Below are 19357 nucleotides of genomic sequence, written 5' to 3' on the forward strand. Positions count from 1 at the left end.
CGTCTGCCGCAATACCGCACAAGACCGATGGCGCCGATCTTTGCCAATCGCCAAGCCGCGCTACAAGCCCTTGCGCATGATGCGCTGCGCCAGTGCGGGCGAGAGGCGCTGGATCAGCGCCAGCAGCCGGGTTTTGCCGCCCAGCACCTCATGGCGGCCGGCGGCGAAGGCGCGCCAGAACTCGGCGGCCAGTGCATCGGCGCTGATCTTGCCCTTGCCGCGGCCTTGGGTCATGGCGGTATCCACCAAGGGCGGCAACAGCTCGAACACTTGCACCGGCGTGCCTTCCAGCTGCCAGCGCAGGGTTTGCGAAAAACTGTGCAGCGCGGCCTTGCTGGTGCAATAGATGCTGGCCGCCTCCTTGGGCACGATCGCCAGTCCCGAAGAGACATTGACGATGGCCGCCTGCCGCTGGCGCAGCAGCACGGGCAGAAACGCATGGGTCAGCAGCACCGGCGCGGCCAGATTGGTTTCCAGCTCGTGGCGGATGTCGGACTGGTCTTGCTCAAGCAGGGGTCGGTTGATCTGGATGCCGGCGTTGTTGACCAGGATGGAAATATCGCCATGCGCCTGCAACAGCCGCGCGCGGTCGGCAGGCTGGGTGATGTCGGCCACTGCCGTTTGCGCGCCGGGCAAGGCGCGCGCCGCCTCGGCCAGGGCATCGGCGCGGCGGCCTGCCAGCACCACCGAGTTGCCCGCGGCATGGAAGCGCTTGGCCAACGCCAGCCCAATGCCGCTGGCGCCGCCGGTGATCAGCACTTTGTGGCCGGATGTGTTCATGCCTTGGCTCCTTGTGATGAAGCGTGGTCAAGATGCCGCTGACGCAGCCACAGAAACAGCGGCAGCGCCAGTGACACGCCGACCACCAGCCCCAGCAAGGCCAGCGGCCCGTGTCGCAGGGCGAGGCGGCGGCTTTCGGCCAGCACAAAGGCGATCAGCGCCAAGGCCGACGCCACCACATCGGCCCAGGCAAAAGCCGAGAGCCGGTCGGCCTGAATTTGCTGCCACATCAGCGGCAGGTGCAGGCCGTGTTCAGCCAGCCAGGGGATGAACTGCGCCAGCGGCAGAGCGGCGCCGATCAGGCACAGGGCGAGGTAAAGCCGTTGCATGTGGGCTCCTGCTCGTTGTCGTGTCCGTCAGACTAAAGCAGCCGGAAATGGCACACCAGACGGCCAGCGCTCAATCAACGGCTGGCAGCATGCCGCGCTCAGTCGCCTTGCAGCTCGGCATTCACCATCCACGGGGTGCCGAAGCGGTCGGTGACGAGGCCAAAGCCCTTGGCCCAGGCGCTTTCGGCAAACGGCATTTGCACCTGTCCGCCTGCGGCCAGCGCGTTGAAGATGCGCTCGCCTTCGGCCACGGTATCGACATCAATCGCTACCTGAAAACCCTGCATGGGCTGGAAGCCGCCTTCGCTGCAAAAGGCCGGCAGGCTGTCGCTGGCGCTGAACAGGCATTCGCCGTGGCGCAGCAGCTGGCTGTGCGCGACTTTGGTTTTGTCGGCTTCGGCGAGCGGCGGCATGTCCGGCTCTGGCGGCATCTCGGCATAGCGCATGATTTGCGCTTCAGCGCCAAGCAGTTCGGCGTAAAAGGCCATCGCTTCGGCGCAATTGCCGTTGAAGTAGAGGTAAGGGCTGAGTTTCATGGGGCTTTCTCCTTGGGTGGGTACGCTGCGGACGCGAATGAAGTACGCGGAGATTCTTCCGCAAATCGCCGTGCGGCATTTGTCACGGATTGCGCTGGCGCAGGTAGTCAAACAGCAGTTTGGGCATGTTGACGGTGATTGGCGGGTCGCTGGGGCGCAGCGGGCGGAATGGCAGCGTCAGCGTCTGTGGCGCGGGCAGCGGGAAGGTGATCGGCTCGGGATGCAGGGCGCGCAGGCAGTGGTCAAGGCGGAAGAAATCCAGCGGGTTCAGGCTGGGGCGCATTTCGCAGCCGAGCAGGTGGTATCGACCGTCGGGGATGTGGTCGATGACAAAGCGGCGGGTGTGAAACAGCGCTCGCCCCAGCACCGGCACGCCGCGCGGAATCGGCTCGGCAAACAGCCCGACAAACACCAGCGATGCCAGCCCTTCGCCCTGTATTTCCACGCTGAGCGCATGCGTTTGCGGGTGGGCGGCGGGGTCGAAACCGTGGTAGGGCAGCACCCGGGCGCGGCCGTCATGCAGCGCTTGCCGCAAGGTGGCGCTGAAGGTGGCGGCCTGTGCGCGATAGTCGCGCGGGCTTTGCCCGGTATGGGCGCGGAAGCGGTGCGCGTAGGTGGCGGCGCTGGCATGGCCGGCCTCCAGTTGCGAGGCAATCACTGGCTGGCCTTGTACCAGCGGGGCGATGCCCTGCTCGATTTTCAGCGCGGCGATGTAGTCGCGCAGGCTCAACCCGGTTTCGGCGCGAAACCAGCGGCTCAAGGCAAAGCGGTTGACCCCGAAATGCGCGGCAATCTGCGCCGGCGTGGGGTCTTGGTGCAGTTGCGCACGAATGTGCGCAGTCAGGGCGTCAACATCCATCATGAGCGCGATTGAAACATGACGGCCTGCACGCTGGCAGGCCGTATGCAGCTTTAGCGCAGGTTGCCGGGCACCGCTGGCGCCTGCAAGCGCCGCAACGAGGTGTCGGTGAGGTCGATTTCCTCGCCAAAGCGCGGGCTGTGGTTGTTCCACTCGTCCACGGCGCGAGCCAAAGCCTCGCGGCTGTCGGCGACGAAGTTCCACCACATGAGCGTGGGATGCGGCAGCGGCTCGCCGCCCAGCAGCAGGAAGTGGCTGCCGGCTTCGGCTTCGATGGCCAACTGGGTTTCGCCCGCAGCGATAAAGGCCAGCGTATCGGCGCCAAAGGTTTCATCGCCAATGCGCACCTGGCCGGCAATCACCAGCACGCCGTATTCCCAGCCGCACTGGCAGGGAATTGGCAAGCGAGCCGCCGCCTGGCATTGCACATCCACGCCCAGCAGCGGGCTGTGCTGCATGGTGGGCGCAGTACGCCCCTGAAAGCTGCCGGTAGTGAGGACATAGCGCACGCCGCCTTCCTGCCAGGTGGGCAGTTCCGGGTAATGTACAAAGCCCGGCGCGATGGATTGATTCATCGGCAGGGCAATCCACAGCTGCACTGCGTGCAGGCTACGCACCCCCTCGGGGCTCTGCTCGGTATGGGCGATACCATGCGCAGTGCCGGTGCCTGCGGTCATCAAGTTGACCTGGCCCGGGCGGATCAGTTGCCTGGTGCCCAGACTGTCGCGGTGCAAAAGCTCGCCTTCCAGCATCCAGGTAAAGGTTTGCAGGTGGGTGTGCGGATGCGCGCCGACTTGCAGGCCGGGGCTGCCTGCCTCGAAACGGGCCGGGCCAATATGGTCGAGAAAGCACCAGGCGCCGATGGTGCGGCGCCCGGCCTGCGGCAGCAGCCGGGCAACGGGGATGCCGCCAACGTCTTTGCCATGGGCAGTGAATTTTTGTGCGGTCATGGGAAGGTTTCTTGACTTGGGGCTGGGGCTGGGCGGCAGGTCACGACCTGCCGCCCTGCTTCAAGCCATCTGCCCAAACTTGCCGCTGTTGAAGTCACGGATGGCTTGGGCGATTTCGGCCTGGCTGTTCATCACAAACGGGCCATAGCCCACCACCGGCTCATCAATCGGCTCCCCGGCCAGCAGCAGCAGCTTGGCATCGACATTGGCTTCGATGTTCACGCCGCTGCCTTCATGCGAGAGCGTGGCCATTTCGGCCTTGCGCAGCACCTTCTCGCCGTTGACCTGCACCGTGCCATCCAGCACCACAATCAACGTGCTCCAGCCCTCAGGCTGGTCAAGCCGGGCGCTGTGGCCGGCATTCAGGCGCACATCCCAGACGTTCATCGGGCTGTAAGTCTCGGCAGGCCCCTTGCCTTCGCCATACTGCCCGGCAATCACCCGCACCCGCCCGGCATCGCCCGGCAGCGCGATGGCGGGGATTTGCGCATCGGTAATGCCCTGATAGTGCGCCGGGGTCATCTTGTCCTTCCTGGGCAGGTTCACCCACAGCTGCACCATCTCGAACGGCCCGCCCTCGCGACTGTAGCGCTCGGAATGAAATTCCTCATGCAAGATGCCGCCGCCGGCCGTCATCCACTGCACATCGCCACGGCCAATGACGCCGCCGGCGCCAGTGCTGTCGCGGTGCTCGACCTCGCCCTCATAGACGATGGTGACCGTCTCAAAACCGCGATGCGGATGCCGCCCCACGCCACGGCGGTAGCCGCTGTTGGGTTCAAACTCGGTCGGCGCGGCATAGTCCAGCAGCAAAAACGGGCTGCGGCTGGGCACATCCGCGCCGCTGTAGCCAAACATGCCGTGCACGGGAAAACCATCGCCCACCCAGTGACGGCCGGGGGCGCTATGGGTGTCGATCACAGTCTTGGCGGTGGTGGCAACAGTGGTCATGGCAAACATCCTTTCTGAGAGCGTGTTATGAGCTTTGCGTTTTCCCGCGCCGGCCGCAAAACCGTGTGATCGCAAGGCGGCGCGCGCCGCCAAGGCTGGCAGCCTTGGCAAGCGAGCCAACGCGGCGAGCGCATGGTTTTGCGGCCGGCGCGGGGAGCGAAAAGTCCATAACACGCTCTGAATCAACGCCGCCCAAAAGCGGCATGGACGCTATGGTATGGATGATTGCTGACGGGATAAACTGGCTTTTTTCCATCACATCATCCTGCATTTGCAACAATCAGCCGCCCCATGCACGCCCCCAGTGACGACTTGCACGACCTCAACGACCTGGCCTACTTCGCCCACGTGGCTGGGCACGGCGGCTTTGCCGCCGCCGAGCGGGCCACCGGCATCCCCAAATCCAAACTCAGCCGCCGCGTGGCCGCGCTGGAAGAGCGCCTGGGCGTGCGCCTGATCCAGCGCACCACGCGCCGCTTTGCCATCACCGACATGGGCCAGCGCACCCTGCAACACGCCCGCGCCATGCTGGCCGAGGCCGAAGCCGCGCAAGCCCTGGCGCGCGAGCACAGCGGCGCGCCGCGCGGCACGGTGCGCCTGGCCTGCCCGCCCGCGCTCTTGCACCACGCCGTGGGCAGCATGCTGGCGCGCTTTCTCAACGCCTGGCCGCAAGTCAGCGTGCAAGTGCAGGCCAGCAACCGCAACGCCGACGTCTGGCAGGACGGCATCGACCTGGCGCTGCGCGTGCGCGCCCCCGGCGCCCCCTTGCCGCGCGAGGAAACCCTGCGCCCGCTGGCCCTCAGCCCGCACGTGCTGGTGGCCGCCCCGGCCCTGCTGGCCAACGCCGCCCCGCCCGCCACGCCCCAAGACCTGGCCCGCCTGCCCAGCGTGGCGCTGGGCAACTCGCCCGAAGAAAGCCAATGGCTTTTGACCAGCCCCGAGGGCCGCCACGCCGCCTTGCCGCTGGCCCCGCGCCTGGTGGTGGACGATGCCGACGCCCTGCTGTGCGCCGCGCTGGCCGGCGTGGGCTGCGCCGCCCTGCCCCGGCTGCTGGCGCACGACGCGCTGACGCGCGGCGATTTGCAAGAAGTGCTGCCCGGCTGGGCCCCGCCAGCGGGCCAGGTGCAGGCCGCCTACGCCACCCGGCGCGGTATGCGCCCGGCGGTGCGGATGCTGCTCGATGCGCTGTCGGCAGGGTTTGAAGAACTGATCCGTGACGGCCGCTGCCTGCAGCCATTGGCACCACTGACTTGACGCTGGCGCGCGCATAGCCCTTCAGGGCTTGCCCCGAGACTCGTATTCGCCATCTTGGTGCAAGCGGCAAGCAGCGGTTTGGCATGGGCAGCAAGGCTGCGCCGCCCAGCCTATGGGCCGCAGAGACTTTGCGGGCACAGCAAAACGCCTCAATCCGCCCGATCCGCTTGACGGCCCGCCGGGCAGGGCTTTTGAGCAGCCCCTCAAACCGGCATGGCCGCATATTCGGCCATGCGCTGCTTGTAATTGTCTGGCGTGTGGCTCCAGCGGTTGGGGTCGTCGTATTCAAAATCCGCGCCCACCTCCCCGGCGCGTGAGATGCGGATCATGCATTTAAGCCAACCGCGCCCATTGGGGTTTTCCGCTTTCATGACCGCATGCAATTTGATGAGCAAATCCAAGCGCGGCCCATCCGGCGCCACCATCAGGCAGGTATTTTGCGCGTCATACGAATATCCGCGCATGCCGGCGTGGCCATCGCCCACTTCCCCAATCAGGATGATTTTCTGCCAGCCTTCCTGCTCGGTGACTTCCGCATCCTGCAGCAAGGATTTGCAAAGCTCAATCAAGGCTTCGTCCTTTGTCATCTTTCCTCCATCAGATTCATGAAAACAAAGCTCAGACCGGCATGGCCGCATACTCGGCCATGCGCTGCTTGTAATTGTCTGGCGTATGGCTCCAGCGGTTGGGGTCGTCGTATTCAAAATCCGCGCCCACATCCCCGGCGCGCGAGATGCGGATCATGCATTTGAGCCAGCCGCGCCCATTGGGGTTTTCCGCTTTCATAACGGCATGCAATTGCTTGAGCATGCCCAGACGCGGCGGGTCAGGGGCGACCAAAAGGCATTGATTCTCGGCGTTGTATGAATAGCCGTGCATGCCGGCATGGCCATCGCCCACCTCCCCAATCAAAATGATTTGATGCCAGCCTTCCTGCTCGGTGACTTCTGCATCCTGCAGCAAGGATTTGCAAAGCTCCATCAGGGCTTCGTCCTTTGTCATTCTTTCCTCCATCAGATTGATGAAAAACCTCAAACCGGCATGGCCGCATATTCGGCCATGCGCTGCTTGTAATTGTCTGGCGTGTGGCTCCAGCGGCTGGGGTCGTCGTATTCAAAATCCGCGCCCACCTCCCCGGCGCGCGAGATGCGAATTAGGCATTTAGGCCAACCTCGCCCATTGGGGTTTTCCGTTTGCATGATCTGCTGCAAAGCACGCAGCTTGTCCATATCAAAATCCAGCGATGGCGATCCCAATTGACCTTCGCCCTGCTGGTTGTACGAATAGCCAAATGCCTTGATGCTGGCGCTGGTGACTTCCGCAATCAGAATCAGTTTTTGCCAGCCTTGCTGCGCGGTCAGTTTGGCATCCTGCACGCACGCTTTGCACAGATCAATCAATGCTTCGTTTTGGTTCACGGCGTCTTTCTCCCATCGCGCAAATTATGGCCTTGGGGGCTGGCGGCAGTGCGCGTTTTGGCGCTGCCTCGCTGGGCGCCAGCGGCCTTGGCGCGGGCCGTCGGGGTTTTGGGCCTGGCCTTGGCTGGCGCTGCGGTTTTCCTGGCCCTGGGGCGGCGCGGCGCTTTGGGCTGGGCGGCGGCAGGCGCGGGGGCGGCGGCAGGCGCGGCAGAGGCTGAGGCCTGGGCGGCGGCCACGTTCTGGCCAATGTCGTCCAAGGCCTTGGCGGCAATGGCCTGGAACTGCTCGGTCAACGCGCCCCACCACTGCAGGGCCTGGGCCTGCATGTGCTGCATGGCGGCCATGCCCTCGGCCGTGGGGTTGGCGGCGTCCTCGGCGGCATGGTCGGCTGCGCCCTCGGCCGCATCCTCAGTCGCACCTTGGGGCGCATCGCGCGCCGCGCCGGCCCCGCCATGGGCTGCGCCTTCGGCCTGGGCAGCGGCTGCGCCACCCGGCACGGGCATGTCGGGCATGGCGGCCTGGAACACTTCGGCCGAGCGCTGCGCCCCTTGCTGGATGCCTTCGCTGAAGGCCTGGGCCATCTCGCGCGCGTCGCGGTTCATGCGGCCCAGCGCCCCCAGCGTCATCTTTTGCACCTCCAGGGCCTGGATGGTGGCCTCCAGCGCGCGGCCGTTTTGCTCCAGCCAGAACTTGACGACCTTGAGCTCGTCGATGCGCTTTTGCACTTCGGCCGGGTCCATGGTCGGGGCCAGCCATTGTTGAAAGGCCGCCCCGGCCGCGCCGCTCTGGCCCTGCGGCTGGCCCAGCGCCGCCGGGGCCAGGCTGCGCAAGAAATCGAACCCGGGCACGAACCGGGTGAACTCCATCCAATTGCTTTGCTCGCTCATTGCCTCTCTCCTGCGGGCCGGCCGGTGCGCTGGCCCATATCGGCGCGAGGATACGGGACAATGGCCGCCCCTCCCAACCGGGAAAACCGCAGCCTGGGCCGCCGCCTTGCCATGAATTGCCCTGCCCCCGCCACGCCTGCCGCCACGTCCGCGCCCGCGCCCGTTTCGGGCCAGGCCGTGCGGCGCATTGCGCATCTGGACATGGATGCGTTCTTCGCCTCGGTGGAGCTGCTGCGCCAGCCGCAGCTGCGCGGGCTGCCGCTGGTCATCGGCGGCGGCCGGCGCGCGCCGGGCTGGCTGGGCGATGCGGCGCTGGAGGCGCTGCCGCCGGCGCAAATCCCGCTGCAGGCCTTCCCCCGCCTGGGCGGCTATGCCGGGCGCGGCGTCATCACCACCGCCACGTATGAGGCGCGGCAGTTCGGCGTGGGCTCGGCCATGGGGCTGATGAAGGCCGCGCGGCTGTGCCCGCAGGCCTATCTGCTGCCGGCCGATTTCGATCAGTACCGAGCCTACTCGGCGCGCTTCAAGGCGGCCATCGGCGAGCATGCCAGCCGCATCGAGGATCGCGGCATCGACGAGGTCTACATCGACTTCAGCGGCCTGCCCGGCTGCGCCGAGGATGGCGGGCTGGCGCTGGCGCAGCGCATCCAGCAGGCCATCTTCGCGGCCACGGGGCTGAGCTGCTCGATCGGCGTGGCGCCCAACAAGCTGCTGGCCAAGCTGGCCAGCGAATGGCACAAGCCCAATGGCATCTTCATCCTGCAGCCGCAGGAGGTCACGGCGCGCATCTGGCCGCTGGCCTGCGGCAAGGTCAATGGCATCGGCCCCAAGGCCAGCGCCAAGCTGCAGGCGCTGGGCATTGCCACGCTGGGCGAGCTGGCGAAGGTGCCCGAGGAGCAGCTGCTGGCGCACTTTGGCGCCAGCTACGGCCGCTGGCTGCACGCCGTGGCCTGGGGGCGCGACGAGCGGCCGCTGGTGGTGCAAAGCCAGCCCGTGTCGATGAGCCGCGAGACCACTTTCGCGCGCGATCTGCACGCCCGGCGCGACCGCGCCGAGCTCTCGGCCCTGTTCACCGCGCTGTGCCAGCGCGTGGCCGATGACCTGCAGCGCAAGGGCTACGCCGGGCGCACCATCGGCGTGAAGGTGCGGCTGAGCAACTTCCGCACCATCACGCGCGCGCACTCGATCGCGCACTACACCCAGGATGCGGCCACCATCCGCCAGGCCGCCGGGCAATGCCTCAAGCGCATGGACTGGTCACAACCGCTGCGCCTGCTGGGCGTGAAGGTGGACAAGCTGCTGCCGCTGCCACAGGCGCAGCAGCACAACGCCAGCCTGGCCGCGCAAGGGCAGGTCGCACGGCAGCTGGACTTGCCGCTGCATGAGAACCCCAGCTGAATAAAATCGGCCTTTTTTCCACGAGAGAGACAAGGCCAGTGATGCACAAGATCAAGCGGGGCCTGGACCTGCCCCTGGCTGGCGCGCCTGCGATGCAGATAGGCGACGCTGCGGCCGTGCGCCGCGTGGCCGTCATCGGGGCCGATTACCACGGCCTGAAGCCGACGATGGCGGTGCAGGTGGGCGAGAGGGTGAAAACGGGCCAGCCGTTGTTTGCCGACAAGAACCAGCCGGGCGTGCACATCACCGCGCCGGCGGCGGGCATGGTCAGCGCCATTCACCGCGGGCAGCAGCGGGTGCTGCAATCGGTGGTGATCGACGTCGAAGGCGCGCCCGGCCAGGAAGAGGCGCTGGCCTTTGCCCGTTATGACGCGGCCCAGCTCGACGCGCTGGGCGACGCGCAGGTGCGCGAGAATCTGCAGCACAGCGGCCTGTGGGCGGCGCTGCGCACGCGGCCGTTCAGCAAGATTCCGGCCGCTGACGCCACGCCCGCGGCGATTTTCGTCACGGCCATGGACACGCACCCGCTGGCGGCCGACCCGGCCCCCCTCATCAACGCGCAGGCCAGCGATTTCCGCCACGGCCTGCGCGTGCTGGCGCGCCTGGCGCCGCTGGTGCTGTGCAAGGCGCCTGGCGCATCGTCCAGCGCCTCGCTGCCGGGCGAGGACGTGCCGGGCCTGAAGGTGGAGCTGTTCGACGGCCCGCATCCGGCCGGGCTGCCGGGCACGCACATCCACTTCGTGCTGCCCGTGGATGCGGCGCGCACGGTGTGGCACATCGGCTATCAGGACGTGATCGCCATCGGCAAGCTGTTCACCACGGGCCAGTTGTGGACCGAGCGCATCGTGGCGCTGGGCGGGCCGGTGGTGAAAAACCCGCGCCTGCTGCGCACGCGCCTGGGCGCGAGTCTGGAAGATCTGACCGCGGGCGAGCTGGAGGGCGCGGACAACCGCGTGAACAACCGCGTGATATCCGGCTCGGTGCTGGGCGGGCGCACGGCCAGCGGGCCGTATGCCTTTCTGGGCCGCTACCACGTGCAGGTGAGCTGCCTGCACGAGGGCACGGAGCGCGAGATGCTGCATTACCTGCGCCCGGGCGCGCGCAAGCATTCGGTGACCGGGGCCTTTCTCTCCAGCCTGCTGGGCCGCCGCCTGCTGCCCATGAGCACCACCACCAACGGCAGCGAGCGCGCCATGGTGCCCATTGGCAATTACGAGGCGGTGATGCCGCTGGACATCCTGCCCACGCAACTGCTGCGCGCGCTGATCGTGGGCGACACGGAGATGGCGCAAAAGCTCGGCTGCCTGGAATTGGATGAAGAAGACCTGGCGCTGTGCACCTACGTGTGCGCCGGCAAGTACGAATATGGCCCGATCTTGCGGGACAACCTCACCCGCATCGAGAAGGAGGGCTGAACGTCATGGGCCTGCGATCTTTTTTTGACCGTATCGAGCCGCACTTTCACAAAGGCGGCAAATACGAGAAGTGGTACGCCTTGTACGAGGCGGTGGACACCTTCCTCTACCGCCCGGCCAGCGTGACGCGCTCCACCGCGCACGTGCGCGACAGCATTGACCTCAAGCGCATGATGATCATGGTCTGGCTGTGCACCTTCCCGGCCATGTTCTTCGGCATGTGGAACGTGGGCTGGCAGGCCAACACCGTGTTTGCCGCCCAGCCCGAGCTGCTGGCCGCGCAGGATGGCTGGCGCTTTGCGCTGATGCGCATGCTGGGGGGCTTCAACCCCGCCAGCGCGTGGGACAACATGCTGCTGGGCGCGCTGCACTTTCTGCCCATCTACGCCGTCACCTTTGCCGTGGGGGGCTTTTGGGAGGTGCTGTTCGCCTCCATCCGCCGCCATGAGGTCAACGAGGGCTTTTTCGTCACCTCGGTGCTGTTCGCGCTGACGCTGCCGCCCACCATCCCGCTGTGGCAGGTGGCGCTGGGCATCAGCTTTGGCGTGGTGCTGGGCAAGGAGGTGTTTGGCGGCACGGGCAAGAACTTCATCAACCCGGCGCTGGCCGGGCGCGCCTTCCTGTTCTTCGCCTACCCGGCCGCGCTCTCGGGCGATGCGGTGTGGAACGCGGTGGATGGCTACGCGGGCGCCACGGCGCTCAGCCAGGCCGCCAGCGGCGGCGTGGCGGCGCTGGCGCAGGGCGGCCTGAGTTGGTGGGACGCCTTCCTGGGCTTCATGCCCGGCTCGGTGGGCGAGACCAGCACGCTGGCCATTCTGATGGGCGGCGGCGCGCTGATGCTGATGCGCATTGCCGCCTGGCGCATCGTGGCCGGGGTGATGATCGGCATGGTGGGCTTCAGCCTGCTGCTCAACCTCATCGGCTCGGAGAGCAACCCCATGTTCTCCCTGCCCTGGTACTGGCATCTGGTGCTGGGCGGCTACGCCTTCGGCATGATGTTCATGGCCACCGATCCGGTATCGGCCTCCATGACCAACACCGGCAAATGGATTTTTGGCGCGCTGATCGGGGTGATGGTGGTGATGATCCGCGTCATCAACCCCGCCTTCCCCGAAGGGATGATGCTGGCCATTTTGTTCGGCAACCTGTTCGCCCCGCTGATCGACCACTTCGTCATCCGGGCCAACATCAAGCGGAGGGCCGCACGCCGTGTCTGATCAAAAAGAAACCATTGGACGCACGCTGCTGGTGGCGCTGCTGGTCTGCCTGGTGTGCTCGGTCTTCGTGGCCGGCGCGGCCGTCAGCCTCAAGCCCACGCAGCAGGTGAACAAGCAGCTCGACAAGCAGCGCAACATTCTGTCCATCGCCGGGCTGGCCCCGGCCGATGCGCCCGCCGCCGAGGTGCAGCGCCTGTTCAAGGAGCGCATCCAGCCGCGCCTGGTCGATCTGCAAACCGGCCGCTTCAGCGACGCGCACGAGGCCGCCAGCTTCGATCCGCTCAAGGCCGCCAAGGACCCGGCCCTCTCCGACGCCCTGCGCCCCGAGCAGGACGCGGCCTCCATCCGCCGCCGCGAGCGCTTCACGGTGGTCTATCTGGTCGAAGACGCCCAAGGCAAGACCGAAACCCTGGTACTGCCCGTGCGCGGCTACGGCCTGTGGTCCACGCTGCACGGCTTTCTGGCGCTCAAGGACGACTACAACACCGTGGCCGGTTTCGGCTTTTACCAGCACGCCGAAACGCCCGGCCTGGGCGGCGAGGTGGACAACCCGCGCTGGAAGGCGCTGTGGCCGGGCAAGCAGGTGTTTGACGCCAGCGGCCAGCCGGCCATCGCCATCGTCAAGGGCGGCGTCGATACGGCCAGCCCGCGCGCGGTGCACCAGGTCGATGGCCTGGCCGGCGCCACGCTGACGAGCAAGGGCGTCGATCACCTGCTGAACTTCTGGCTCGGCCCGCAGGGCTTCGGGCCTTTCCTGGCACACCTGCGCGCAGGAGGCAACTGACCCATGGCACAACCCACGATCAAGCAAGTCCTGTTCGATCCGGTCTTCAAGAACAACCCCATCGGCCTGCAAATCCTGGGCATTTGCTCGGCGCTGGCCGTCACCTCCAACCTCAAGACGGCGCTGGTCATGTCGGTGGCGCTGACGCTGGTCACCGGCTTTTCCAACCTGTTCATCTCCAGCATCCGGGCGCAGATTCCGGGCTCCATCCGCATGATCGTGCAAATGGTCATCATCGCCTCGCTGGTGATCGTGGTGGACCAGGCGCTCAAGGCCTTTGCCTACTCGCTGTCCAAGCAGCTGTCGGTGTTCGTCGGCCTGATCATCACCAACTGCATCGTCATGGGCCGCGCCGAGGCCTTTGCCATGCAGAACCCGCCCGTGCTCTCGTTCTTCGACGGCATCGGCAACGGCCTGGGCTACAGCGCCATGCTGCTGGCGCTGGGCTTCGTGCGCGAGCTGTTTGGCGCGGGCAAGCTGTTCGGCATCGCCGTGCTGCCCACGGTCAATGACGGCGGCTGGTACGTGCCCAACGGCCTGCTGCTGCTGCCGCCCTCGGCCTTCTTCCTCATCGGCCTCATCATCTGGGCGCTGCGCAGCTGGAAGACCGAGCAGAACGAGGCGCCCGCCTTCCGCATGGCGCCGCACGTGAGCGGCAAGGAGGGCATCTGAGATGGAACACTACCTCAGCCTGTTCTTCCGCTCCGTGTTCGTCGAGAACATGGCGCTGGCCTTCTTTCTGGGCATGTGCACCTTCATCGCCATCTCCAAGAAGGTGGAAACGGCCATTGGCTTAGGAGTCGCCGTGGTGGTGGTGCAGGCTATCACCGTGCCCGCCAACAACCTGATCTACACCTACTTGCTCAAGGACGGCGCGCTGGCCTGGGCCGGCCTGCCCGAGGTGGATTTGAGCTTTCTGGGCCTGCTGTCCTACATCGGCGTGATTGCCGCGCTGGTGCAGATCCTGGAAATGCTGCTGGATAAATACGTGCCCAGCCTCTACAACGCGCTGGGCGTGTTCCTGCCACTCATCACGGTGAACTGCGCCATCATGGGCGGCACGCTGTTCATGGTCGAGCGCGACTACAACCTGATGGAGAGCGCGGTGTACGGCGTGGGCTCGGGCCTGTCGTGGGCGCTGGCCATTGCCGCACTGGCAGGCATCCGCGAAAAGCTCAAGTACAGCGACGTGCCCGCCGGCCTGCAAGGGCTGGGCATCACCTTCATCACCATCGGCCTGATGGCCCTGGGGTTCATGTCTTTCTCGGGGGTGCAGCTATGAGCACGGAAATCCTGCTGGGCGTGGGCATGTTCACCGCCATCGTGCTGGCGCTGGTGCTCATCATCCTGTTCGCGCGCGCCAAGCTGGTGGCCAGCGGCGACGTGACCATCGACATCAACGGCGAGCGCAGCATCACCGTGCCCGCCGGCGGCAAGCTGCTGCAAACCCTGGCGTCGCAAAACATCTTCCTCTCATCGGCCTGCGGCGGCGGCGGCACCTGCGCGCAGTGCAAGTGCATCGTCGAATCGGGCGGCGGCGAAATGCTGCCCACCGAGCAGTCGCACTTCACCCGCCGCCAGGCGCGCGAAGGCTGGCGCCTGTCCTGCCAGACCCCGGTCAAGCAGGACATGAAGATCGAAGTGCCCGAGGAAGTCTTCGGCGTGAAGAAGTGGGAATGCACGGTGGAGAGCAACCCCAACGTCGCCACCTTCATCAAGGAGCTGACCCTGCGCCTGCCCGAGGGCGAGAACGTGGACTTCCGCGCCGGCGGCTACGTGCAGCTCGAATGCCCGCCGCACACCGTGGCCTACAAGGACTTCGACATCCCCGAGCGCTTCCGCGACGATTGGGACAAATTCAACCTCTGGCGCTACGTCTCCAAGGTCGATGAGCCGGTGATCCGCGCCTACTCCATGGCCAACTACCCCGAGGAAAAAGGCATCGTCAAGTTCAACATCCGCGTGGCCACCCCGCCGCCGGGGCGCGACGACCTGCCGCCGGGGCAAATGTCCTCCTGGGTGTTCAACCTCAAGCCCGGCGACAAGGTCACCGTGTACGGCCCGTTTGGCGAATTCTTCGCCAAGGACACCGACGCCGAAATGGTCTTCATCGGCGGCGGCGCGGGCATGGCGCCCATGCGCTCGCACATCTTCGACCAGCTCAAGCGCCTGCACAGCAAGCGCAAGATCAGCTTCTGGTACGGCGCGCGCTCGCTGCGCGAAGCCTTCTACACCGAGGAATACGACCAGCTCGCCGCCGAAAACCCCAACTTCACCTGGCACCTGGCCCTCTCCGACCCGCTGCCTGAAGACAACTGGACGGGCTACACCGGCTTCATCCACAACGTGCTGTACGAGAACTACCTCAAGGACCACCCCGCCCCCGAGGACTGCGAGTTCTACATGTGCGGCCCGCCCATGATGAACGCCGCCGTCATCCAAATGCTGCTGGACCTGGGCGTGGAGCGCGACAGCATCTTTTTGGATGATTTTGGTGGATGAAAACCCAACAACTAGGAAAATGCAATGACCATTAAAACAGAAAAGGAATTGGCTGAAGCACTAAAAAATAGCCAAGAAACCATTGAGCTAGAAGGAAAAATTAAAGACACCGTAATAAGAATAAAGGCCACAGGGAAAGTCACCTGGGCCATTGCTATTGGCGCCATAGGGATTGCCGTCGCTTTAGTTTTATCTCCTGTCCGAGATCCTAAATCACAAGTCGCCAGCAAAATTTCTGGTTTTGCCGCCGCTAGTGGAGCAGTCGCCATCCTTGGATCAGGAGCAACATATGCAGCGATTTCAATCGCTGTAGCGGCTGGAGGCATTGGAGCTTTGAATAGTTTGCGAGACTACAAGATAGTCAGCTCCAATGGAGAAAAGCTAATCTTGAGGAAGTCATAAATTCACAGCTCTACGTGCAAATCTTCCATAAAAACCTATACATTTTTCTACCATTTTTGCTTGCCGCCTGCCAGCCTGCCGGACAGGCTCGGCAAATCGTGAAATTCACCGGCCCCACCATGGGCAGCAGCTACCAGATCAGCTACGTGGCTGAATCCGGCGCGCCCGGGCTGGCGGCGGCGCAGGCGGGGGTGCAGGCCATCCTGGGCGAGATCGATGCCGCCGTCTCCACCTACCGGGGCGATTCGGCCCTGGCCCGCTTCAACGCCGCGCCCGCGGGCGCTTGCATGGACATGCCTGCCGCCGCCATCGCCCTGGCCGAGCACGCCCAGGCCCTGCACGCGGACAGCGGCGGCGCGTTTGATGTGAGCCTGCTGCCCGCGCTGGAAGCCTGGGGCTTTCGCCACCGGCCCAGCGCCCCGGTGACGACCAACATCCCGGCCAGCGCGGCTGCCGCAGCCGCAGCCCCCACAGCACCTGAAGCGCCCACCGAGGCCGAACTGCAAGCCCTGCGTCAGCGCGTGGGCATGCAGCACCTGCGCATCGAGGGCGCGCGGCTGTGCAAGAGCGCGCCCATTCGGCTTGAATTCAACAGCACTGCCGCCGGTTACGCCGTCGATCGCGTGGCGCAGTGGCTGGAGGGCCAAGGCGTGCGCAGCTATCTCGTGGAGATCACCGGCGAGATGCGCGCCGCTGGCCGCAAGCCCGGCCGCAAACCCGATGGCGAGCCCTGGCGCATCGCCATCGAAGCGCCGCTGGAAAACGCGCGCCAGGCGCAGAAAATCCTTGCACTGCAAGACATGGCCCTGTCCACCTCGGGCGACTACCGCAACTGGCGCGAGGCGGGCGGGCAGCGCTATTCGCACACGCTGGATGCGCGCAGCCTGCGCCCCGTGCGCCACGCGCTGGCCTCCGTCACCGTGGCCCATGCCTCGGCCCTGGCCGCCGATGGCCTGTCCACCCTGCTGATGGCGCTGGGGCCAGAGGCCGGCTACGAGTACGCTAGCGCGCACGGCCTGGCCGCCTTGTTCATCACCCGCACGGGCGAGGGCAAAAACGAAAGCGAAAATGGCGGCTTCGCCACCCGCAGCACGGCGGCCTTTGATGCCGCCTTCAATGCCGCCTTCAGTTCCTCTTTGCCCCCATCCGTTTCTGGAGCACAACCATGATTTGGCTCGTCACCCTCATCCTCATGCTGCTGGTCGTGGCCGGCATGGCCATTGGCGTCATGGCCGGGCGCAAGCCCATTGCCGGCTCCTGCGGCGGTCTGGCCAACAGCGTGGGGCTGGATCACACCTGCCATTGCGGCAAGGCCCCCGGCAGCTGCGGCAGCGATACCGGCAAGGCCTGAGGGCGCGGCTCAAAACCCCTGGCTTGAGCGGCGGGCGCTCAGGCGGATTGGGGCGGTTGGGCCGTCTGCGGCCTTGCATCCCATCCTGCTCCGTTCCATTCCAAGCCGCTGCTGCCCAATCGCGTCAAGCGCTTGAACAGCCCCTAAAACGTGCTATGCACTTTGCGCCCCCCGCGCACGGGCGCCAGTCTGCTGCAGCATGTCGCGCAGCAAAGGCGCGGCGCTGAAAACCAGGCCATCGCCCCCTGCCCAAGGCTTGCCATCAAAACCGTATTGCAGGCCCTTGCAGGGCTGCCCAGCCTGCGGCAGGGCAAAGGTGCAACACCGGCGCCGACCAGCAACGCCAGCAACGTTAGCCGTTGGCAAGTACGTGGCCGCACCCTACAATGGCTTCGGCTTGTTACATGATTTGCAAAAATCTGTCTCTTTGGCAGGTTTTCCCCGCCGGTCATTTTTCATGAGGAGGTCTTGCACATGCACCCCAGCCAGGCGGCGCGGCCCTTGCCATGCCACCCCCAATATTGCTTCAGGAATGCGCGCTTGCATGCAGCGCCATGATTTTCTCTATTAACCATGTTTTTGAAAATGAATATTATGTCTTTTTATAGAATCCCGTTGGCAACCGCTTTTTTTCTGGGTGTTGGTCTCAGTGTTGCCCAGGCGCAATCATTCTCGATTGACGAAACCGTGGCGTTGCCAGGCACGAACGATCACATCGTGACCGTCCAGTTCGAGAACTCCAACCCACGAAAAATTGCTTCCTTTTCTCTCTCGATTCCCGTTAGCAGCAGCATCACGGTTACCGATGCCGACTTTCAATATTTCGGGAACGCTGATGGAAGATGCTTTGTTGCGGCCGGGAAGATCAACTGCAATGTTGATGAAAAATCAGTGGGAGCTTTTCTTCCAGAAAGATACAGAATAAAAATCAAAGTGGACGTCAAGCCGGATGCTCCACTGGGGGATATACCTTTTGCTGTTTCCGACGATGATGACAGCGTTGTCTTTTACGGCGAAACAGGCAATAGATACCCTATTAGTGCCGTTGCCTTGTCAAGCGGAAAAATCACCGTCAGCAATAGCCTGCCACCCCCAAGGCAGGCGAGCGGATTTCTGAACCCAACTTCCGGCACACCCATTGAAGCTTCCGGCCATGATATTGGCAGTGATGTGGCGTTCAAAATCACCTTGTCGGCTGAAGATGGCGCGGCCACTGCCACTGCCAAGCTGGATAACTGCCAGATCAGCGGCGCCGATGCAGCGGATTTTGCTTTCTATGACGCCATGCCGCTGATCGTAGCCAGTGAGAGCAGCGCTGATATTTTTGTGAGAGGCCGAGTCAAAAAAAGCGTCGAGCAAAATGCTACGCTGAGCTGCAAATTGTTTGACCATGCCAACCCCGCCGGCGCCACGGTCAGTTGGCCGCTGAAAATTGGTGCGGGAATAGCCGATAGCGGCTCCAGCAAGCCGACACTGAAAATCATTGACAGCACGGTAGAAGTGGGGGCTGTCGATCATGAAATCACGATCCGGCTTCAATCTCCCAATCCGCCAAATGTCGGCGCAGCTGAGTTTGTTGCTGCCTACGACAAGAACCGGATGACGCTGAAATCATGGGAATCTTCTGCCACCGCAAACACCAATTGCACAATTGACAACAATGCTGGCAAATTGAAATGCAATATTGCCCGATTGCTTCCCTCGCCTTACATCCCACAGGCCTATGAGATTAAAGCCAAGGCAACCATTGATACCACTTCGTCAATGGATGACATTTATTTGTTTTTCGAAAGCCATCTTTTCCGCGACAAGCCTGGCAGCGATGTTTATTTATCGGGGAATGCATCCGGAGGAACAATCAGCGTGCGCTCTGCGCCGCTGCACGCTGCACCGGTCGCCGTTCCCGCTTCCTCGCTGTGGTCGCAGATCGCCATGTCCGCGCTTTTGGGCGCACTGGGCATACTGGCTTTGAGCCTGCGCCGAACTCGCTGAGAGCCTGTTCAAAATCTCGGCGCGAGTGGGCAAGAAGCGGTTTGGGGTGGGCTGCAAGGCGCAAAACGCAGCCATAGCTGGGGCTATGGCGAGGCTTTGCAACGAAGCAGAGCGCCCAAATCCGCTCTCGTGACCGCCGTGCAAAGATTTTGAACAGGCTCTGAGCCGGCAGCTTTCACATCAAACCAAAAGGCGCCCCGAGGGGCTAATGCCGTTCACTTAACCCAGTGAACGGCATTTTTGTTGGATAGCTGCGGCACACTTTCTGCCAAGTCATTTTTTTCCTTGGCACAGATGCCCCGCAAACACCACCTTTACCCTGACTTTGGCTC

Annotated in this window: 22 protein-coding genes; 12 read left to right on the forward strand and 10 right to left on the reverse strand. The window is 64.4% G+C overall.

Annotated features, from left to right (window positions below):
* Positions 1-60 precede the first annotated feature (60 nt).
* The 6 genes from CK625_RS13240 to CK625_RS13265 form a co-directional block, all read right to left on the reverse strand.
* Complete coding sequence (locus CK625_RS13240) at positions 61-780, reverse strand: SDR family oxidoreductase (RefSeq protein WP_095540801.1); 720 nt, start codon at positions 778-780, stop codon at positions 61-63.
* A complete protein-coding gene (locus CK625_RS13245; RefSeq protein ID WP_095540802.1) occupies positions 777-1109 on the reverse strand; it encodes a DUF2834 domain-containing protein in 333 nt (110 codons plus the stop codon). The genes CK625_RS13240 and CK625_RS13245 overlap by 4 nt, the downstream gene beginning before the upstream one ends.
* Before the next feature lie 98 nt (positions 1110-1207).
* On the reverse strand, positions 1208-1645 hold the full coding sequence (locus CK625_RS13250; RefSeq protein WP_095540803.1) for a VOC family protein: 438 nt from the start codon (positions 1643-1645) through the stop codon (positions 1208-1210).
* Between the two features lie 82 nt (positions 1646-1727).
* A complete protein-coding gene (locus tag CK625_RS13255) occupies positions 1728-2507 on the reverse strand; it encodes a helix-turn-helix transcriptional regulator (RefSeq protein WP_095540804.1) in 780 nt (259 codons plus the stop codon).
* A 50-nt stretch (positions 2508-2557) separates the two neighbouring features.
* Positions 2558-3454: a pirin family protein gene (locus CK625_RS13260; protein ID WP_095540805.1), complete on the reverse strand. Its 897-nt coding sequence runs from the start codon at positions 3452-3454 to the stop codon at positions 2558-2560.
* 60 nt (positions 3455-3514) lie between these two features.
* Positions 3515-4405 (reverse strand): pirin family protein, encoded by an 891-nt coding sequence (locus CK625_RS13265; RefSeq protein ID WP_095540806.1) that lies wholly within the window; start codon positions 4403-4405, stop codon positions 3515-3517.
* 312 nt (positions 4406-4717) lie between these two features.
* Here CK625_RS13265 and CK625_RS13270 point away from each other — a divergent pair, with 312 nt between their 5' ends.
* Positions 4718-5659, forward strand: a complete 942-nt coding sequence (locus tag CK625_RS13270; RefSeq protein WP_095540821.1) for a LysR substrate-binding domain-containing protein — start codon at positions 4718-4720, stop codon at positions 5657-5659.
* Positions 5660-5862: 203 nt separating this feature from the next.
* Here CK625_RS13270 and CK625_RS13275 read toward each other — a convergent pair whose 3' ends face one another.
* The 4 genes from CK625_RS13275 to CK625_RS13290 all read right to left on the reverse strand — a co-directional run bounded on the left by CK625_RS13275 (position 5863) and on the right by CK625_RS13290 (position 7964).
* Positions 5863-6207: a hypothetical protein gene (locus CK625_RS13275; RefSeq protein WP_143326298.1), complete on the reverse strand. Its 345-nt coding sequence runs from the start codon at positions 6205-6207 to the stop codon at positions 5863-5865.
* A 70-nt stretch (positions 6208-6277) separates the two neighbouring features.
* Entirely contained in the window at positions 6278-6694 is a 417-nt protein-coding gene (locus CK625_RS13280) for a hypothetical protein (RefSeq protein ID WP_143326299.1), read from the reverse strand.
* The gene (locus CK625_RS13285) at positions 6691-7077 is read right to left on the reverse strand and encodes a hypothetical protein (RefSeq protein ID WP_095540809.1); all 387 of its coding nucleotides are present in this window, start codon (positions 7075-7077) and stop codon (positions 6691-6693) included. The genes CK625_RS13280 and CK625_RS13285 overlap by 4 nt, the downstream gene beginning before the upstream one ends.
* Entirely contained in the window at positions 7074-7964 is an 891-nt protein-coding gene (locus CK625_RS13290; protein ID WP_238945676.1) for a PhaM family polyhydroxyalkanoate granule multifunctional regulatory protein, read from the reverse strand. Before CK625_RS13290 ends, CK625_RS13285 begins: the two co-directional genes overlap by 4 nt.
* 111 nt (positions 7965-8075) lie before the next feature.
* Between CK625_RS13290 and dinB the strand changes: the two genes are divergently transcribed.
* The 11 genes from dinB (at position 8076) to CK625_RS13795 (ending at position 19025) form a co-directional block, all read left to right on the forward strand.
* Entirely contained in the window at positions 8076-9362 is a 1287-nt protein-coding gene (gene dinB / locus CK625_RS13295) for a DNA polymerase IV (protein WP_095540810.1), read from the forward strand.
* 41 nt (positions 9363-9403) lie between these two features.
* A complete protein-coding gene (locus CK625_RS13300; RefSeq protein WP_095540811.1) occupies positions 9404-10777 on the forward strand; it encodes a Na(+)-translocating NADH-quinone reductase subunit A in 1374 nt (457 codons plus the stop codon).
* 5 nt (positions 10778-10782) lie between these two features.
* Positions 10783-11994, forward strand: a complete 1212-nt coding sequence (locus CK625_RS13305; RefSeq protein WP_095540812.1) for an NADH:ubiquinone reductase (Na(+)-transporting) subunit B — start codon at positions 10783-10785, stop codon at positions 11992-11994.
* On the forward strand, positions 11987-12778 hold the full coding sequence (locus CK625_RS13310; protein ID WP_095540813.1) for a Na(+)-translocating NADH-quinone reductase subunit C: 792 nt from the start codon (positions 11987-11989) through the stop codon (positions 12776-12778). The genes CK625_RS13305 and CK625_RS13310 overlap by 8 nt, the downstream gene beginning before the upstream one ends.
* 3 nt (positions 12779-12781) lie before the next feature.
* Complete coding sequence (locus CK625_RS13315) at positions 12782-13450, forward strand: NADH:ubiquinone reductase (Na(+)-transporting) subunit D (protein ID WP_095540814.1); 669 nt, start codon at positions 12782-12784, stop codon at positions 13448-13450.
* A gap of 1 nt (position 13451) precedes the next feature.
* Positions 13452-14060, forward strand: a complete 609-nt coding sequence (gene nqrE, locus CK625_RS13320; RefSeq protein ID WP_095540815.1) for an NADH:ubiquinone reductase (Na(+)-transporting) subunit E — start codon at positions 13452-13454, stop codon at positions 14058-14060.
* Positions 14057-15280, forward strand: a complete 1224-nt coding sequence (nqrF, locus tag CK625_RS13325) for an NADH:ubiquinone reductase (Na(+)-transporting) subunit F (protein WP_095540816.1) — start codon at positions 14057-14059, stop codon at positions 15278-15280. The genes nqrE and nqrF overlap by 4 nt, the downstream gene beginning before the upstream one ends.
* Before the next feature lie 24 nt (positions 15281-15304).
* Positions 15305-15682 (forward strand): hypothetical protein, encoded by a 378-nt coding sequence (locus CK625_RS13330; protein WP_095540817.1) that lies wholly within the window; start codon positions 15305-15307, stop codon positions 15680-15682.
* 98 nt (positions 15683-15780) lie between these two features.
* Positions 15781-16851, forward strand: a complete 1071-nt coding sequence (locus CK625_RS13335; protein ID WP_238945677.1) for an FAD:protein FMN transferase — start codon at positions 15781-15783, stop codon at positions 16849-16851.
* Complete coding sequence (nqrM, locus tag CK625_RS13340) at positions 16848-17033, forward strand: (Na+)-NQR maturation NqrM (RefSeq protein ID WP_095540818.1); 186 nt, start codon at positions 16848-16850, stop codon at positions 17031-17033. Before CK625_RS13335 ends, nqrM begins: the two co-directional genes overlap by 4 nt.
* A 573-nt stretch (positions 17034-17606) precedes the next feature.
* Complete coding sequence (locus CK625_RS13795) at positions 17607-19025, forward strand: hypothetical protein (RefSeq protein ID WP_143326300.1); 1419 nt, start codon at positions 17607-17609, stop codon at positions 19023-19025.
* Positions 19026-19357: the final 332 nt, after the last annotated feature.

Source organism: Vandammella animalimorsus, from assembly GCF_002285265.1.
In the GTDB taxonomy this organism is placed as follows: Bacteria; Pseudomonadota; Gammaproteobacteria; order Burkholderiales; family Burkholderiaceae_C; genus Lampropedia.

What these genes read in the sequence shown, in the direction of transcription:
- CK625_RS13240 (WP_095540801.1), bottom strand. Translation starts at nt 780, where the DNA reads ATGAACACATCCGGCCACAAAGTGCTGATCACCGGCGGCGCCAGCGGC.
- CK625_RS13245 (WP_095540802.1), bottom strand. Translation starts at nt 1,109, where the DNA reads ATGCAACGGCTTTACCTCGCCCTGTGCCTGATCGGCGCCGCTCTGCCG.
- CK625_RS13250 (WP_095540803.1), bottom strand. Translation starts at nt 1,645, where the DNA reads ATGAAACTCAGCCCTTACCTCTACTTCAACGGCAATTGCGCCGAAGCG.
- CK625_RS13255 (WP_095540804.1), bottom strand. Translation starts at nt 2,507, where the DNA reads ATGATGGATGTTGACGCCCTGACTGCGCACATTCGTGCGCAACTGCAC.
- CK625_RS13260 (WP_095540805.1), bottom strand. Translation starts at nt 3,454, where the DNA reads ATGACCGCACAAAAATTCACTGCCCATGGCAAAGACGTTGGCGGCATC.
- CK625_RS13265 (WP_095540806.1), bottom strand. Translation starts at nt 4,405, where the DNA reads ATGACCACTGTTGCCACCACCGCCAAGACTGTGATCGACACCCATAGC.
- CK625_RS13290 (WP_238945676.1), bottom strand. Translation starts at nt 7,964, where the DNA reads ATGAGCGAGCAAAGCAATTGGATGGAGTTCACCCGGTTCGTGCCCGGG.
- dinB (WP_095540810.1), top strand. Translation starts at nt 8,076, where the DNA reads ATGAATTGCCCTGCCCCCGCCACGCCTGCCGCCACGTCCGCGCCCGCG.
- CK625_RS13300 (WP_095540811.1), top strand. Translation starts at nt 9,404, where the DNA reads ATGCACAAGATCAAGCGGGGCCTGGACCTGCCCCTGGCTGGCGCGCCT.
- CK625_RS13305 (WP_095540812.1), top strand. Translation starts at nt 10,783, where the DNA reads ATGGGCCTGCGATCTTTTTTTGACCGTATCGAGCCGCACTTTCACAAA.
- CK625_RS13315 (WP_095540814.1), top strand. Translation starts at nt 12,782, where the DNA reads ATGGCACAACCCACGATCAAGCAAGTCCTGTTCGATCCGGTCTTCAAG.
- nqrE (WP_095540815.1), top strand. Translation starts at nt 13,452, where the DNA reads ATGGAACACTACCTCAGCCTGTTCTTCCGCTCCGTGTTCGTCGAGAAC.
- nqrF (WP_095540816.1), top strand. Translation starts at nt 14,057, where the DNA reads ATGAGCACGGAAATCCTGCTGGGCGTGGGCATGTTCACCGCCATCGTG.
- CK625_RS13330 (WP_095540817.1), top strand. Translation starts at nt 15,305, where the DNA reads ATGACCATTAAAACAGAAAAGGAATTGGCTGAAGCACTAAAAAATAGC.
- nqrM (WP_095540818.1), top strand. Translation starts at nt 16,848, where the DNA reads ATGATTTGGCTCGTCACCCTCATCCTCATGCTGCTGGTCGTGGCCGGC.
- CK625_RS13795 (WP_143326300.1), top strand. Translation starts at nt 17,607, where the DNA reads ATGTTTTTGAAAATGAATATTATGTCTTTTTATAGAATCCCGTTGGCA.